Here is a 17,003-nt window from a genome sequence, read left to right on the forward strand (position 1 = left end):
GGATCGCACCGGAATGCCGGACCACGGCGCACCGACCCAGTCGAAGGGCCCGGGGCGCGGAGCCTACCTCGCGAAGCAATACGCTCCAGTTTTATCCATAACTCACGATAGCCCCGTTACGCTGGCAGGTAGATGCTGAATGTAGCTCCCTGACCTGACTGACTGCTGGCTGCAATGGCCCCGCCATGATTAGCGGCCACTTTCTGGCAAATAGCCAGTCCGATACCCGTACCCACATACTGCCCTTTGCCGTGCAGCCGCTGAAAGACCTGAAAAATGCGCTCTGTATACTGCTCGTCGAAGCCAATGCCGTCGTCGGCCACGGCAATACGGTAATAGGATGCTGCCATTCGGGTTGGTTTCACCGACGGGGGCAGGCTCGTAGCGGCTATGCGTTGGCAGGTAATGCTGATCTGAGGGCTTGTATCGGGTTTGCGAAACTTGATGGCATTGTTCAGCAGGTTCTGAAACAGTTGGCCTAGCTGCGATTTGTCGCCCTGCACAGTCGGCAGCGGCGCCACCTCCACCCTGGCATGAGTCTCCTGAATAATCAGGTCCAGATCGGTCAGGGCCATCTGAACAACGCTATCGAGGGTAACGGGTGTATTGCTGTCCTGCTGGGTTGAAATGCGGGAGTAGGTCAGCAGGTCCCGAATCAGGTTCGACATCCGGTTGGCCGATATCTGCATCCGGCCCAGAAAATCACGACCCGCCTCGCCCAGTTCGTTGCTATACTGGTTATGAAGCAAATCACCGAAGGCCTGAATCTTGCGGAGCGGTTCCTGCAAATCGTGGCTGGCCACGTAGGCAAACTGCTGGAGATTGGCGTTGGAGCGTTCCAGGTCATTAATGGAATCCTGCAGTTGCTGGGTACGTTGTCGGACCTGCCGCTCCAGTTCGGCTTCCAGTTCTTTCTGCTCCTGAATATCCGTAGCCGTACCTACCCATTGTACAATCTGCCCCGATTCACTACGCAGGGGCTGAGCGCGGTTGAGGTGCCAGCGATACTCACCGTCGGCCCGTTTGTAGCGATTCTCGACCACAAACTCCTCGCCCGTCGTCAGGGCGTGCTGATAATTGGCTACAGTCAGGTCTATATCGTCGGGGTGGACCACCGCCTGCCAGCCCCAGGCGCGGGTTTGCTCAAACGTTAGGCCCGTATAGGTGTACCACCGCTGGTTGTAGAAATCGACATCGCCCGTTGGCGTATTGGTCCAGGCCATCTGCGAAATCGATTCCAGTAAGGCCCGGAACCGTTTTTCGCTTTCCTCTACTGTCTGGCGGGCCAGCACCTGAGCGGTCACTTCGGTGGCTGTTACCATAATGCCATACCGTTCCTGAGCCGCGTTGTAGAGGGCCTTATAGACGTAGTTGTAATAGCCCGTGTAGGGCTGTCCGTAGTGGACCAGCTCAATTTTTTCTTCGGGCTGGTAATAGGTCTCGCCCGTGGCCAGCACGTGCCGAAGCCGATCCATCAGCGGAGTCGGGATCAGTTCGGGCATGGCCACCATAAACGGCTGGCCGATAATGGATCTGTCGCGGCCCAGCAGCTGGAGCATAATCTCATTGACGGTTCGGATCACCATGTCTCCGCCCTCAAAAACCAGTTTGGCCACCGGCGAATGCTCAATGACGCTCCGGGCAAACTGCTCGCTTTCTTCAATTTTCTGGCGGGATAGCACCTGCGGGGTCACATCCTGAATAATCCCGCTGATGGTTGTCGGCTGCCCGGCTTCATAGCGCGTTTTGCCGATGCTCCGCAAATGGTGGCTCGTTACGCCATCGGCATCAACGATCCGGTAGGTGATGTCGTGGCGACTTCGGCTCTCGTCCTTCATCGACTCATCGAGTGCCTGCCAAACCATTGTCTGGTCGTCGGTATGCACCTTCGCCAGAAAATCCGCCACGGGCTTGTCGAGGGGTGTCAGGCCAAACCAGTGCCCCAGTTTGTCAGAGAATTGGGCTATTTGGGTCGCTACGTCAATCTCAAACGTACCCAGATCCGCAATATCTATGGCATTTTGCAGGTACGACTTTTGCTGAGCGAGTTCCTGCTGGGCCAGAATCTGCCCTGTCACGTCAACGGCCACATCAAGGATGGCATAGACCTCTCCGGCTTCGTTGTAGAGCGGGCTGTAGGTGATGTTGTAGTAGTTGCGGGTCATTACGCCCTGCCGCACAATAGCCACCATCGAGCCGAAGCTCTGGAACATCTGGCCGGTGGTATAAACGTCGTCTAAGATTTGCAGGAAGGGCTGGTTTTCGGTGATGAGTTCAGGCATCACCTCGCGCAGGGGTTTGCCCACAATGTCTGGCCCTTTGCCCACAATATCGATAAACGTCTGATTGGGGAGGTCGATGACCAGATCGCGCCCCACAAACAGCCCGATGGCTACGGGGGCCACCGTAATCAGCGACCGCAGTTTGGCTTCGCTCTGGCGCAGGGCCTCGGCAACTCTGGCCCGTTCCATGGCTTCCCAGGTTCGTTCGGCGGTTTCGTTCAGCAGGGCCAGTTCCTGTTCCGAAAAGTCGTGCGGGCCGTTGTAGTGCAGGAAAAGTATGCCCGCCATGCGGCCTGCCTTCATCAGGGGCAAATTGACCGTTGCCCCCAGTTGCAGCAGGGCGTGGGCCTCTTTTTCGGCTTCGGTCAGGCTGCTGTCGTTGGCAATGTCGGGGCGCACCACCTGTCGGCCCGCCTGTAGCTCGGTCATCAGGGCGGCTCCATAGTCGTTGTATTGGTAGCGTCCCTCGATGCCCGGCACCCCATTGGTGTAGTTTTGCGTCACCACCACGTGCTGCCCATCGTTCTGGTCTTCGGCATAGCCTACGCGGTTGGCCCCCACATACTCGCCCAGTACACAAACCGCCTGATACTGAATACTGGCCGGATCGGTTAGGGGACGAAGCTGGTCGGTGAGCCGGAGCAGAAACGCCTGCTGTTCCCGGCTTTGGCGCAGGGCGGCTTCGGCCCGGCGTTGCTCGGTTACGTTGGTATGTACGCCCACCCACTCGCGGATGGTGCCATCGGCGTTTAGCAACGGAATGGCCCGGATCGAAAACTGCTCATAATGACCGTCTTTCATCCTGACCCGATGCTCGAACACAAACGTACCGCGCCGGGCCACGGCCTCCTGCCAGGCCACAACGGTCGGTTGGGCATCGTCGGGATGCACGGCGTTGGCCCAGCCGTAGCCCTGATAGTCGGCGTAGGCCTGCCCGGTCAGCGCAGCCCAGCCGGGTTGCTCGCCCTCCATCTGGCCGGTGGCGTTGTTGGTCCAGAGAATACCCTGCACGGCGGCAACGGCGGCCTGAAACCGCTGTTCGCTGGCCAGCAGATTTTCTTCGGCCATTTTCTGGTCGTGAATATCCACCACCGTCCCAATCATGCCTTCATATGTGCCATCGGCTCCGAAACGGGGGCTTCCCTTATCAATCGCCCAGCGGTACGAACCATCTTTGTGGCGCAGCCGATAAACCGCATTGAAGGGAACCTGCGCTTCGTTGGCTTCCAGAAACAACCGCCCGGATTCGGCCCTGTCGTCGGGGTGAGTGGCATCGAGCCAGCCAAACCCTTCGGCTTCAGCGGGGGTCTGGCCCGTCAGGTCATACCATTGCCGGTTCAGGTAAACACAGTTGCCATCGGATCGGGTTTCCCAGATAACGGCCGGTACGGTATCGTTCAGTTGCCGGTAGTAGCGTTCGCTGTCTTCGCGTTGCTGCCTGGCCTGAACCATGTCGGTAATGTCGCGGAAGGAGAAAACAACGCCATCATCGAGTTTAACGGCAATCGTTTCGTACCAGTTATCGAAGCCTTCGCCGATATAATGCCGCTCACGTTCAACGGGTTGCCCGGTATTGGCGACCTGCACAAAATCGTCGTATATACCCGCCTGCTTATACCCGGCATGAATGGCGGAGTAGCGCTTTCCGACCAGATCAGTGCGGTTATTGGTCTGTTCCGTTACGCGATTTACCAGCCGGTACTCAAAATCAATGATCTGGTCTTGTTCGCCGCGCACGCTGCTGACCACGCTGATGCCCGCCGATGAGCTATCTAAAACGGCCTGGAGCAGTTCGCTTTTTTCCTGCTGGAGTCTGGCGTTGACTACTTTCTCCGTCGTTTCGGTGCAGATAACCAGCACCCCGGCTGCCCGCCCGTCGTCGCCGTAGGCCGGGTTATAACTAAATGTCCAGTAAACATCTTCTAAATGGCCATTGCGGTAAATGGGGACTAACTGGTCGTCAAAGAAAACAGGTTTGCCAGTGGTCATTACCTGGCCGAGCAGCGGGCCGATAAAATCCCAGCTCTCCGGCCAGATCGCTTTCGCTGGTTTGCCGAGGGCGGGGTGCAGGCCGTTGGTGCCCAGACTGGGCCGGAGGGCATCATTATAGAAGCAGGTAAGGTTGGTTCCCCAGAGTAAAGTCATGGGAAATGCCGAGTGCAGCACAAGCCCCACCGTTGTTCGCAGGCTCAGGGGCCATTGGTCGGGGGGGCCGAGGGGTGTTTCGGCCCAGTTATGAGCGCGGGTGAGGGCGCCCATTTCACCACCACCCTCTAGAAAAGCATACTGCGATTTCGACGATGATGTGGGCGTAGACTGGCCATTCATGAATTAAACGTATTGTTGAAAAAGGAGGTAAGGCGTGCCCTGATGGTTTGTCTCAGGATACATTGCCGAGACGCATTCGCCGTCAACAGGAAAGACTGACAATATAAGGAATTTCGCCTTCCATCTCGGCGCGGTGCCCTACTCTTCCTTTGCCTTCTTTGCCTTTTCGGTATTCGCCACATTCTGTTCCCCTCGCTTAGAACCCGCTATTTTTTTTGCATTCGTGGCTTTTTTTTCACTGTCCGAGAGCTTATCCCAGGCTTCTTTTGGTAAATAGCGCGTGGTGCCTCCTTCGCGTTTGGCCGGCTTCCCGTCTGCTGTTTGCCAGTCCTGGTCAGTCCATTCTTTCAGATGCTTTTGGGAATCCGTTTGGTGATCGTCCTTATAACCACCTCCTTCTTTTTCGTACTCGTGGGTGAGTAGCTGTGCTTTCCGGGCGCTCCACTGACCCGCTTTGCCTCCTTTCTCGCCCGCCTTGATCGATTCCTTTAGGCGTTCGCGCAGTTCGGGGTCAGTATAGTTATCGGCTTTGGTAGTCTTTTTTCGCGACGATTTCGTTTCGTCCGATTCCTTTTTATGTGCTGTTGTTGCCATGACGTTGTGTCGAAGAAGCCCGTTGAAGCGGACTATTTAGTAACCCGTTTCGATCAACAACTAACCCTCCCGATCATTTTTTGTTCCGATAAATTTTATATGGTTTTTTCAGCATTAAATTGTACTGAAAACATTAAGGCCTTCTACAATCATGGCAACGCTTACCGATTCATCGACACTGTCTTTGACCGCTACTGAGTTATTTCTGAAATGGGAACGAGAGAAGCCAATGGCAACGTACCTGCGGCAACCCGTTGGCGACTCGTTTATTGATTATACCTGGGCAGAAGTTGGTCAGCAGGTACGGCGTATGGCAACGTACCTGAACTCACTAGGACTACCGCAGGGCAGCCCTATCGGTTTGGTATCAAAAAACTGCGCACACTGGATCATCGCCGATCTGGCCATTTTGTTGAGCGGCCATGTTTCGGTGCCATTCTACCCAACGCTCAATGCAGCCCAGTTACATCAGGTGCTGGTTCATAGCGACTGTCCGGTAATGTTCGTTGGTAAACTCGACACTGATCCAAATCGGTGGGCCGACATGAAGGCAGGCGTACCCGACAGCGTTACACTGATTGGCTTTCCTACCTATGGCGCCGGCGGGCTGGCCGACCCGGACCTGGTAGCCTGGGAGTCGGTGATGGCACAGTATGAACCAGCACAAGACCTCTTCCGCCCGCAGCCCGACGATCTGTTTACCATCATCTACACCTCCGGGACAACGGGGAACCCCAAAGGGGTGATGATCGACTACAGGGCGGTGGCACAGGGGATGGCCGATACCCAGCATCACCTGTTACACCACACGCCAAACGCCCGTTTTTTTTCGTACCTCCCGCTCTGCCACATCGCCGAGCGGAACGTTGTGGAGGCAGTGGGGTTGGCAACCGGCGGCACCATATACTTCGCCGAATCGCTGGACACTTTTGCCAAAAACCTCGCGGCGGCCAAACCCACTCATTTTCTTGCCGTACCCCGCATCTGGACGAAGTTTCAACTAGGTATTCTGGCCAGGCTACCTCAACAGAAACTCGATGTCCTGTTGCGGATCCCCGTTGTGTCGCACCTGGTGAAGCGTAAGATCAGAAAGGGGTTAGGGCTGAATGAAGCCAAACTGATCATGACGGGCGCGGCGCCCATGCCTCAGACGTTGATCGACTGGTTCAGGCGGTTAGGCATCCATATCCAGGAAGCTTACGGAATGACCGAAAATCTCGGCGCCGTTTCATTGATGCCGCGCTACCAGATGCGGAATGGAACCGTTGGGCAGCTTTACCCCGGCATGCGCGTTAAGATCGACCCGGATACGGGCGAAATTCTGACCCGTTCGGGTTGGCTGATGCGCGGTTATTACAAAGAACCAGCCCTGACCGCCAGCGTCTTGCAGGATGGCTGGCTGGCAACGGGTGATGTAGGTACGTTAGACGATGAGGGGTACCTGAGCCTTACCGGACGAGTGAAAGAAATGTACAAAACAGCCAAAGGGGAATATATAGCCCCGTCTCAGATCGAGTTTGGCTTTGCTGACAATACCTACATTGAGCAGATCTGTGTGGCGGGCCAGCAACTCCCCCAACCACTGGCCTTAATTGTTCTGTCTGAGATAGGCCGACAGGTTGACCGGATTGTGGTGGAACGAAGCCTGGAAGATACCTTGCTGGCCTTGAATCCAAGGCTCCATACGTATGAACGCGTGCGGAAGCTGGTCATTGTACGCGACCCGTGGACGGTAGACAATAACCTGATGACGCCTACCATGAAAATTAAGCGCAATATGGTCGAAGCCAGGTATCAGGCAAACCTGCAGCCCTGGTACGAAAACGATGAGGTGATCATCTGGGAGTAAGCGCCGGGTACCTTACTTTTTTAAACAACTTTTTCCTGGCTTCGTTATACTGGCATGACCCAGGGTGGGTCTGACTTAGTCAAAGCGGAGTATCCGCACTTAATGCTCAACGCCATGAACGAGACAACAGCCAGCGGTCTATGGGACCAGATGAAAGGTAAAATCAAACAGGCATATGCTGACCTGACCGACGACGATCTCACCTACGAGGAAGGGAAAGAAGACGAAATGTGGGGGCGGGTTCAGGAGAAAACAGGCAAAACGAAAGACGAGATTCGTAAAGCCGTTGCCGACGTATAAGCAGCACCACTGAACATGGAAGCCCGGTAGATAGCCTTATCCGCCGGGCTTTTCACTTAATGCCTGCCTGACGGCAGCTGTCTGTATTAGACAATTGGAAGAATCTTCATTTTTCAGACGTTCCACGAACAGATAGGTATTGGCATCAGGGAGGCGTGACCGATATGTTTGACGCCTGGGCGCGTGAAACACGTTTGGATATTTCTTCGTATACCTTGACTCATATAGCCTAAATCACAAACTTAGGTAGTCCATTGGTATATGTTTCACTTGATAACCGCTTGGACAGTATGCGAGTACAAACTCACGCCGTGCACTTCACGGCCGACCAGACACTTCTGGATTTCATTCAGAAGAAACTTAACAAGCTCGACACCTTCCACGATCGAATCGTGAGTGCAGAGGTGTTTCTTAAATTAGATGGAGCCGAGACCGCCAAAGTGAAAGACAAGATTGTCGAGGTGCGGCTCAATATTCCCGGAAAGGAACTGTTCGTTGTTGAACGCAACAAATCCTTCGAAGCAGCCATTGAACACTTGATGGATGTGATGAAGGACAAGCTGGTTCGCTGCAAGCAAAAACGAACTGACTTCTCCAGCCCGGAAATTACTAAAGCAAAAGCCCAACAGGAAGAAGAAGCCGTCGAACAAGACGAATATTAATAGGTCTCGACAGTCGTTAAAACAGCCGGGCCCTGAGCCGGAAAAGTCGCGATAAGCATTGACTTTCCCAGCTCAGGGCCCGGCTGTTTTAACGACTGTCGAGACGGCCAGTTACAGCCCAAACGTTTCTTTTACCTGGTCTACAAAATCAAGCTTTTCCCAGGTAAACAATTCTACTTCCAGTTCCAATGGGCTACCGTTACCCGTGAATGTCTTCTTCACCGTCTCGTTCTTACGTCCCATATGGCCATAGGCCGCTGTTTCTGAATAGATCGGGTTACGGAGCTTCAGGCGCTGCTCAATCGCGTATGGACGCATGTCGAATAGTTGAGCAATCTTTTCAGCGATGACGCCGTCGTGCAAATCTGTTTTAGCTGTACCGTATGTGTTCACATACAGACCACAGGGCTTGGCTACACCAATAGCATACGACACTTGCACCAGCACCTGGTCGCAAAGACCAGCCGCTACCATGTTTTTGGCAATATGGCGCGTAGCATAGGCAGCAGAACGGTCAACTTTCGACGGGTCTTTTCCAGAGAAAGCGCCGCCACCGTGTGCTCCTTTGCCCCCGTAGGTATCAACGATGATTTTCCGGCCAGTCAGCCCCGTGTCACCGTGTGGACCACCGATCACGAATTTCCCGGTCGGGTTAATGTAGTAGGTGATGTCGCTGTTGAACAGGCCCTGTAGTTCGGGTTTTAACCTGGCCTTCACACGGGGAATCACCAGGTTGATGATGTCCTCGCGAATTTTTGCCAGCATAAGGTCATCTGTATCGAAATCATCGTGTTGCGTCGATACAACGATGGTGTCGATACGAATTGGCCTGTGATCATCTGAATACTCGATGGTCACCTGCGACTTGGCATCGGGGCGCAGGTAACCGATCAGCTCAGGTTCCGTGTTGCGTATCAGCGACATCTCACGCAGGATGGCATGCGCCAGATCGAGTGGCAATGGCATGAAATTATCGGTTTCGTTGGTGGCGTAACCGAACATCATCCCCTGGTCACCAGCCCCCTGCGCGTTGGCTTTCGTTTCGAAATCGTCGTTATCTACCTTACGGTCAACCCCCTGGTTAATATCAGCCGACTGGTCGTGAAGGGCCGAGAAAATACCGCAGGAGTTGGCTTCAAACATATATTCACTCTTCGTATAGCCAATCTTACGAATCACCTCCCGAGTGATCTTCTGCACATCCAGGTACGTTTCTGTCTTAATCTCTCCGGCTAAAACGACCTGACCCGTGGTCACCAGTGTTTCACAGGCCACTTTACTGCTAGGATCAAACGCTAAGAAGTTATCGATGAGGGCGTCGGAGATCTGATCGGCGACTTTGTCGGGGTGTCCTTCAGAAACTGACTCGGACGTAAAAAGATAAGGCATTGCGACTCCGTTATGACTTGGTTTAAGTCGCAAAACTAAGGCTTTCTGCCCAAATTCAATGAAACTCCGAGGAGGCTGATTGTACGGCTTACCGAGTTTCTCGGCTCTACACGCTGGCTACTCAACTTAAAGGAGCTGCTGCCCCAGACCTGGAGTTCCGTATTAGAAAATTCGTTTGCGCAACACATCGAAGGCACCAACGGTGAAGGGGCCAAGCGGCACGGTGCTCATGATACGAAGGTCTTCCCACAAACTAGTGTCTTCGTCGAGGAACCGAAAAATACGCGCCGGCGGATTACGCTCATACAAGCGCGTGAAAATATCGTCGGCGGGGTGGCGCTTATACTGCAATACATTCAGTAACACACTGTCTAGTAGCCCTTTGAACGGTTTGGTGAACCAGGACTTCCGCCGCTCGGGCCTCCCGGTGGCGGCCAGCATATTCACCAGTTCGCGCAGATACTGCTGGGTACGCTGAAACGTATAGCCCGTTGAGGGTTTGGTGTAACCACCCGACGTACCTATGCGCACGATGTGATCCGTTGGGTATTCGGTAACGGTAACATCAGACATAGGAATGACCCCAAACTCGGTCTCACTGATCTGATACGTACCGGTGTCGAGGAACTGATCGATATAGGTACGTAATGAGTGTTCGTAGGCCTCTGGAGCCAGCAGGTGGTCATTAAAGATCGTGTACTCGACCAGGGCCGTATGCTCATTGAAGGGCAATACATATAAAAAGCGGCAGTCGCCCTCCTGCGCCACCCGGAAATCCATCATCCGGGGTCTGTTCACATCAAAACAGGCTTTTTCGGTGGTGATGACCCAGCCTTTAAAGTGTTGCAGCAGGTTGTGGTTCGCTGGATTCCTGAGGCTCAGCGGAAACGTGCTGTCGAAGATAAGATCGGCCATTATTGGCTCATCGTCAACGATCAGGAACCCGCCACCGGTTGTGTCTTTCAATCGGTTAATAGTGCCCAGTCTGAACTCTATATTTGGGAACTGGGCCAGGTGCGCCTTGATGTGATCATAAAAATCAATACCACGGAGCATCTTGTACTGATAGTCGCCAATATTTAGTGCGCCTGAGAGGGTAGTACCGTAGAAATCGACGGTATTCCATTTCCGAAAGAGGATCGGCTCGAATGGCCCGTCGCCCCGCTCCCAGAAGCACCAGGTACGATCATTCGTATTCTTACCGTCTTTGTCGATAATCAGCACCGACCGATTACGCAGGTTAGACAGCGTCAGGTAATAAGCCAGACTTAAGCCTGCCATTCCTCCACCCGCAATGACGTAATCGTATTTTTTCATCGTCGACCATAAAAAAGCCCTGCCGACCCGACAAGGCTTTACACGTATAACGAATAAATAGGTGCGTTGGTTATACGTTTACATGCCGTTCAGCATGGTAGCTCGACCGGACAAGCGGTCCTGATTCAACGTACTTGATCCCACGCAGTTCACCCTGCTCTTTGTACATGGCAAATGTGTCGGGATGAATCCACTCCATTACTTCGTGGTGCATCTTGGTGGGTTGCAGATACTGGCCAAGCGTCAGCACATCACAGCCATGCTCCACCAGGTCGTCCATCGCTTTCAGCACTTCCTCTTTGGTTTCGCCCAGGCCCAGCATGATACCGGTCTTGGTGCGTTGCCCATAGTCTTTGGTGCGACGAATCTGTTCCAGACTACGTTCGTAACGCGCCTGCGGACGTACCCGACGATAGAGGCGCTCCACCGTTTCCATATTATGTGATACCACTTCCTGCCCGCCTTCGATCATACGGATCAGGGCATCCCAATTGCCCTTTGTATCGGGAATAAGCGTTTCGATGGTCGTCGTTGGCGACGCTTCTTTCACTGCCCGAACGGTCTGGTACCAGATTTCGGCACCCCGATCTTTCAGTTCGTCGCGGTTCACTGAGGTTATGACGGCGTGTTTCACCTTCATTAAGGTGATAGCCTCAGCCACCCGGCGGGGCTCGTCAGCATCATATTCGGTTGGCCGACCGGTAGCCACAGCGCAAAAGGAGCAGCTACGGGTACAGATGTTGCCCAGGATCATGAAAGTGGCGGTGCCGGCTCCCCAGCACTCGCCCATATTGGGGCAATTGCCACTTTCGCAGATCGTGTGCAGTTTATGCGTATCGACCAGTTTCCGAACGTTCGCGTAGGCAGGGCCGATTGGCAGTTTAACACGTAGCCAGTCCGGCCTTTTCTTCCGCTGTTCGGTAGAGGCGATAACAGGTAATTCGATCATGATGGTAAAGCCGCTTATTTTCTAAAAAATGCGATTCAGCGGCGTAAAGTTCGGCAAAATAGCAAAGGGCTTAGGCCGTGGAGCTTAGGTTTTTTTGTCGCCCTTGCTCCACAACCTAAGCCCCACGGCCTAAGCCCTTTACGGTTTTGTTATTTCTTCGTTCCGAAGAACAAGGTAACGTACCCGGATGTGAAGAAACTACGGTTGCCGAGCGTACGATCGCCGAGGGCCGTATTGGTGTTGGGCACGATCACGATTTTACTCGGATATATTTCGGATAAGAATCCTATTTCGAGGCCGGTTGTATTGTTGCGGAAGGCGCTCAACTCGAAACTCAGGGCGGCTTTGGCATGCAGGCCCACTGTTAATTTCGATTCGCCCAGCCCCTGAAAGAAGCCACCCGATCCGACGATAAACTCAGACCGCCCGCCCGATGTGGGGGCGGCCACCGCCTGCGAATACGGAATCTGACGGGTTGTATTCCCCGACGACACCTCCACATAATAGGGTTTGATAATGCCCAGTGAGGGGCCAGCCGCGAAAATGGCGTTTACCGAAATACCTTCATCGGTGTTGCGCCGAAACAGGGAGATCTCCCGGCCGTACTGCGGCCGTAGCACGAAGAGGTAGTTCTCTTTGCCGAGCAGAAAGGAGCCACCAAAATTATTGCTGCCGGCAGCATATTCGCGTGGATGTTTCACATTGACTAGCTCAACACTGATGTAGCGGTATTGTGTTTTCCCAAACAATTCGCCATCGAGCCGTTTCGACTGGCGGAAGACAAAGCCGCCCAATAGGCCAGCATTCGTATTGGTGGTTATACCAAACGTGGTTACCGTGTGGAAGTTGTCTTCATCTGACCCGTCGGGCGATTGTGCCTGGGCAGGCGCTGCCAGGATGGCCAAACCGAGCAATGCACAAAGAACCGGTGTATATAGAGATTTCATCAGCGTCATGTCAGAACACGAAAGATACTACTTTTAGGTAAAAACGATAGGTTTAGCCGGTTGTTTCACCACTTTTGTTTCAACGGCCTAATTTATTGGTATCGGTTAGCTAATCAGCAGGTTCACACCAAAAAATCGGGGTCAGGATGGGGAAACAGCGTCATACGCTGTTTCCCCATCCTGACCCCGATTTTTTGGTGCCTGGTATTGCACCAATAATTAATGTCCGCCTTTGCTCACAACCGCCTGATCGAAGTCGATGCCCTGCTTCCGTAGCACCGCCTGCACGCGCAGCCCGAAGAAGAACAGGTACGCAAAACAGACAACCGCCGTGAGGTACGACAACTGAATACCAACCATATCGGCAATCTTACCCTGCACCAGCGGAATAATGGCCCCACCCAGGATCATCATGATGAGAAAGGCCGCTCCCTGGTTGGTGTACTTACCCAAGCCGGCGGTGCCGAGCGAGAAAATGCTTGGCCAGAGAATTGAGCAGAACAGGCCGCCGCTAATCAGTGAGAACAGGGCAATCTTGCCGGTCGCCACTACACCAATGATGCTCAGAACAGCCCCAACCGCGGTGAAATACAGCAATACGGTTACCGGCTTTTCCCGGCTGGCCAGGTACGTGGCAATCATCACCAACACACAGATCATGTAGGGATACAGGTCGCTGACATCGCCGCTGTAGAGCGCATTGACGCCCAGAACAATGGCAAAGGCAACAAACGGCACCACGAAGGTCAGCACCCGTTTCATGGCTGGCGATGGATTGAAATTGCCAATAGAGGCTGTCCAGCGACCAATCATCATACTTCCCCAGAATAACGACACATATTTCGACACCTGCGAGGCATCCAATTGTTCAGTCTGTTTCAGGTATTCGCCCAGGTTACTGCCAATGGTCACCTCAACGCCAACATAAACGAAAATGGCCGTCATGCCCAGAACCAGCTGGGGGTATTTCAGCACACCAGTACCTACTTCAACTTCCTCATCATTGGTGATATGTGGCAACTTCGATAGTTTAAAGAAGCCGGCTAAAGCCAGGAACAGGGCACCCAAAATCAGGTAAGGCACTTTCACCGACTCGATGGTTGCGTTGGCGGCGGCATCGGCCGAAATAGACCCGAAAATGGCATACGAAATAATGACCGGTCCGATTGTGCCGCCCAAGTTGTTAACCGCCCCACCCAGGTTGATGCGCTGTGCACCTGTTTCGGGTGGCCCCAGCGCAATCATGAAGGGTTGCGTGGCCGTTTGTTGCAGGGAGAAGCCCAGCCCCACAATGAACAGGCCCGACAGCAACAGCGCATACGACTTCGTTTCGGCAGCCGGGTAGAACAGCAACGTACCCAGGGCCGAAATCAGCAGGCCATAGATGATACCGTTCTTGTAGCCGATTCGGTTCAGAATATCGGTCTTGATAGACGCCGATACCAGCAGGTACAGAATAGACCCTACGAAATAGGCAGCGTAGAAAGCAAAATCGACGAGCTGTGCCTGCGTTTGCGTTAACTGGAACTTGTCTTTAAAGAGTGGAATCAGGATGCCGTTTGAGGCCGCCACGAAGCTCCAGAAGAACCAGACGGTAATCAGCGTATACAGCGCCGAGCGATTGTCGGTTTGCTGCGTGAGGGGTTGGCCCGAAGCGGTAACGGGATCGTTTACCATGCGCAAGGTTTGTTAAGAGACAGAGAGAAGTAGGAACTGACACCCCGTAAGAAGAGCGCCTGTCAACAAAACTAACCACAATTTCGTACACTCGTAGCCCGCTGACCGACAGGATAAGGGTCTTTGCCTATTTTTGGCAATTCGTTCACGTTAACCCCAGCACTATGGCTACCATTGAGATTTCGTATCTCGGCGATCTCCGCACCGAAGACATTCACCAGCAGTCGGGCACCCGCATTCATACCGACGCGCCTACCGATAACCAGGGGCGCGGCGAGGCCTTCTCGCCTACCGATCTGGTTGCCAATGCACTAGGTACGTGTATCCTGACTACGATGGCCATCTTTGCCCGCCGCGACGGCATTGAACTGGCAGGTAGCCAGGCCAGTGTAACAAAAGTGATGTCGACTGATGCACCACGGCGGATCGTTAAAATTGAGATAGAGATGGTGGTGCGGGCTACAACGGCGGATGGCGTAGTACTCGACGAAGCACAAAAAGCAAAATTGGCGCGCATTGCCCACACCTGCCCCGTGGCCATCAGCCTTCATCCCGACCTCGAACAGGCCGTTTCGATTACCTGGGCGTAAACCGGTAACGGCGAAGCGCCAGGTTCGGGAAGAGCAGACAGCAACCGCTTACTCACTCCCGAACCTGGCGCTTTGCCATTACTTCTGTTACTCTTCGTCTTCGGCCGGAGCCGGGGGAATCTCAAGTCCGGCAAAGAGCTTATCCATTTTTTCGGCGTACTCGGCGGTATCGTCGAGGAAAAACTGGAGATGCGGAACAATCCGCAACTGATGCCGCACACGCTCGCCCAGTAGCTGCCGGATCGTCTTATTCTTCTCCTCGATGGTGTCCATCAGGAGGGCCTTGTTCTTGGCGGCCAAAAAACTGAGGTATACCCGGGCGATACCCAGGTCGGGCGACACCCGCACGTTGGTGACGGTGATAAACGCACCATTGAACGCGTGGGGCAGCTCACGTTGAAAAATCTCGCCGAGGTCTTTCTGCAATTGCCGGGCTACCTTTTGCTGTCGTTTCGATTCCATAGGGCAAATATCCGTAATTTCGCCGGTTGGCTTAGTGTACTAACCCATATTCGCTCTCGTAAGTTGCTCAGTTTTTTCCGCTCATTCGCGCCCTACCAGTATTTCAGCCTGCTGGTCGTTCTACTCCTGATCCGGCTACCGTTGCTGGTTTCGCCCCTGCCCCTCCTGATTCCTGAATTAAACTGGATGCTGGTGGGCGAACAGATGCGGCAAGGTTACACCCTGTACAGTGGTATCTGGGACAGTGTAAGCCCTTTTTCAGCGGGCGTTTACTGGCTCATCGACCTGACCGTCGGGCGCTCGCAAACTGCTTACTGGACGGTGGCCACGGCCCTCTCTATTTTTCAGTTGATCTATTTCAACTATATGATGAACGCCCGCGAAGTGTTTCCTGAGCGTTCGTTCTGGCCGGGATTGTTCTATACCCTTTTCCTGAATCTTAGCTTCGATTGCGTCACGCTCTCGCCCGTGCTGATGTCGCTCACGTTTCTCCTGTTAGCCTTCGGTACGCTGATTCGGCAATTGGGCAGACAGGGCGCAACCGATGAGGTATTTGAAGTAGGCATTTACATCGGCGTGGCGGCGTTGTTTTACCTGCCCTCGGGCCTGTTCATTATCTGGGCATCGCTCTCACTCCTCTTCTTCACCGGAGCTACCTTCCGGCAGCATTCGCTCACGATCTTCGGCTTTGCCTTCCCCATTCTGCTGGTCGTCTTTTATTATTATTTCATGAATTCACTCGATGACTTCAACCGCAACCTGCTCACATCGGTGTTCCGGGTACGTCAGTATGACCTGAGTGATTTCAGGACGCTGTTTTTCTCGTTGATCGTTCCTTTAACGGTTGGTGTGCTTGGCTTCTTAAGTCTATTTAACAGTGTTAACCGCTACGTTAATTTTCAGCAACGCTGCCAGCAGATCATGCTCATGTGGGCTATTACGGCCGTTTTGACCATTCCGCTTATGCCGTTTCTGGCTCCGATGCTCTTTCTGCTATTTGTGCCTCCCATGGCTTTCTTTGCTGTTCTCTACTTTGCCAGTGTTCGTCGAGTCTGGCTCCGGGAACTCACGTTTCTGGGCGTAGCAATGGCCATTGCCGGGATCCTGTACCAGGGCGCCATGCGGGTAGTACCCGGCCTTGAAGTGGGGCGACTCAGTAACTTACAGGTGAAACCCTCGACCTTACCCGATTATATCCGTAACCGAAAGGTGCTGATCATCGACGAAGACCTGAGTGGTTACCGGTACAACCAGCCCGCCACGCCCTACCTGAATTGGGACCTCGCCAAATATGACCTTCGTAACCTCGACAGTTACGAAGCAGTCATCGACATTTACGATAATTTCCGGCAGGACCCACCCGACTATGTGGTCGATCGGCAGCAGGTCATTCCTAAATTGTTTCAACGTGTTCCGGCGCTGGCTGCCCTCTACAAGCCCACAGAAACCGCAGGCGTCTACAAGCGGGTTCGGTAAAAAAGCGATCATACAGCCAGCATCAGAAGGCTACAGAAGAGGTAGCACCACCTGCTTTTCTGAGTCTGGTAGTCGTTGGTTAGCGCTTTTTCCAACCTACTGACAGAAAATTCATTGGATCGATTGAACAGCGCCCCCCCTAAAATACGTTATTGTTCTCCGGGCCTGTTTATGCAGGCCT

Annotated in this window: 13 protein-coding genes; 5 read left to right on the forward strand and 8 right to left on the reverse strand. The window is 53.6% G+C overall.

The window, feature by feature from the left end; genetic code table 11:
• Window positions 1-116 precede the first annotated feature (116 nt).
• Together ACAW75_RS04875 and ACAW75_RS04880 are read right to left on the reverse strand one after the other, a co-directional pair.
• Entirely contained in the window at window positions 117-4,610 is a 4,494-nt protein-coding gene (locus ACAW75_RS04875) for a PAS domain S-box protein (protein WP_370727554.1), read from the reverse strand.
• Between the two features lie 138 nt (window positions 4,611-4,748).
• A complete protein-coding gene (locus tag ACAW75_RS04880; protein ID WP_370727555.1) occupies window positions 4,749-5,204 on the reverse strand; it encodes a hypothetical protein in 456 nt (151 codons plus the stop codon).
• A gap of 151 nt (window positions 5,205-5,355) precedes the next feature.
• Between ACAW75_RS04880 and ACAW75_RS04885 the strand changes: the two genes are divergently transcribed.
• The 3 genes from ACAW75_RS04885 (at window position 5,356) to ACAW75_RS04895 (ending at window position 8,015) form a co-directional block, all read left to right on the forward strand.
• A complete protein-coding gene (locus tag ACAW75_RS04885; protein ID WP_370727556.1) occupies window positions 5,356-7,053 on the forward strand; it encodes an AMP-binding protein in 1,698 nt (565 codons plus the stop codon).
• 114 nt (window positions 7,054-7,167) lie between these two features.
• Window positions 7,168-7,353 carry a CsbD family protein gene (locus ACAW75_RS04890; RefSeq protein WP_370727557.1) on the forward strand — a complete coding sequence of 62 codons (186 nt, stop codon included), beginning with the start codon at window positions 7,168-7,170 and terminating at the stop codon, window positions 7,351-7,353.
• Window positions 7,354-7,643: 290 nt separating this feature from the next.
• A complete protein-coding gene (locus ACAW75_RS04895) occupies window positions 7,644-8,015 on the forward strand; it encodes an HPF/RaiA family ribosome-associated protein (protein WP_370727558.1) in 372 nt (123 codons plus the stop codon).
• 111 nt (window positions 8,016-8,126) lie between these two features.
• Here ACAW75_RS04895 and metK read toward each other — a convergent pair whose 3' ends face one another.
• The 5 genes from metK to ACAW75_RS04920 form a co-directional block, all read right to left on the reverse strand.
• Complete coding sequence (gene metK / locus ACAW75_RS04900; RefSeq protein WP_370727559.1) at window positions 8,127-9,404, reverse strand: methionine adenosyltransferase; 1,278 nt, start codon at window positions 9,402-9,404, stop codon at window positions 8,127-8,129.
• 162 nt (window positions 9,405-9,566) lie between these two features.
• On the reverse strand, window positions 9,567-10,721 hold the full coding sequence (locus ACAW75_RS04905; protein ID WP_370727560.1) for a lycopene cyclase family protein: 1,155 nt from the start codon (window positions 10,719-10,721) through the stop codon (window positions 9,567-9,569).
• A gap of 70 nt (window positions 10,722-10,791) precedes the next feature.
• Entirely contained in the window at window positions 10,792-11,670 is an 879-nt protein-coding gene (gene lipA / locus ACAW75_RS04910; RefSeq protein WP_370727561.1) for a lipoyl synthase, read from the reverse strand.
• 149 nt (window positions 11,671-11,819) lie between these two features.
• Window positions 11,820-12,617 (reverse strand): hypothetical protein, encoded by a 798-nt coding sequence (locus ACAW75_RS04915; RefSeq protein ID WP_370727562.1) that lies wholly within the window; start codon window positions 12,615-12,617, stop codon window positions 11,820-11,822.
• A 219-nt stretch (window positions 12,618-12,836) separates the two neighbouring features.
• Window positions 12,837-14,294: a sugar MFS transporter gene (locus tag ACAW75_RS04920; protein WP_370727563.1), complete on the reverse strand. Its 1,458-nt coding sequence runs from the start codon at window positions 14,292-14,294 to the stop codon at window positions 12,837-12,839.
• A 164-nt stretch (window positions 14,295-14,458) separates the two neighbouring features.
• On the opposite strand from ACAW75_RS04920, the gene ACAW75_RS04925 reads away from it, so the two are divergent.
• A complete protein-coding gene (locus tag ACAW75_RS04925; RefSeq protein WP_370727564.1) occupies window positions 14,459-14,884 on the forward strand; it encodes an OsmC family protein in 426 nt (141 codons plus the stop codon).
• Window positions 14,885-14,971: 87 nt separating this feature from the next.
• Here ACAW75_RS04925 and rbfA read toward each other — a convergent pair whose 3' ends face one another.
• Window positions 14,972-15,346 carry a 30S ribosome-binding factor RbfA gene (rbfA, locus tag ACAW75_RS04930; RefSeq protein WP_370727565.1) on the reverse strand — a complete coding sequence of 125 codons (375 nt, stop codon included), beginning with the start codon at window positions 15,344-15,346 and terminating at the stop codon, window positions 14,972-14,974.
• 63 nt (window positions 15,347-15,409) lie between these two features.
• Between rbfA and ACAW75_RS04935 the strand changes: the two genes are divergently transcribed.
• Window positions 15,410-16,822, forward strand: coding sequence for a hypothetical protein (locus ACAW75_RS04935; protein ID WP_370727566.1), 1,413 nt, complete (start codon window positions 15,410-15,412; stop codon window positions 16,820-16,822).
• Window positions 16,823-17,003: the final 181 nt, after the last annotated feature.

This window comes from Fibrella arboris, from assembly GCF_041321095.1.
Taxonomy (GTDB): Bacteria; Bacteroidota; Bacteroidia; order Cytophagales; family Spirosomataceae; genus Fibrella; species Fibrella arboris.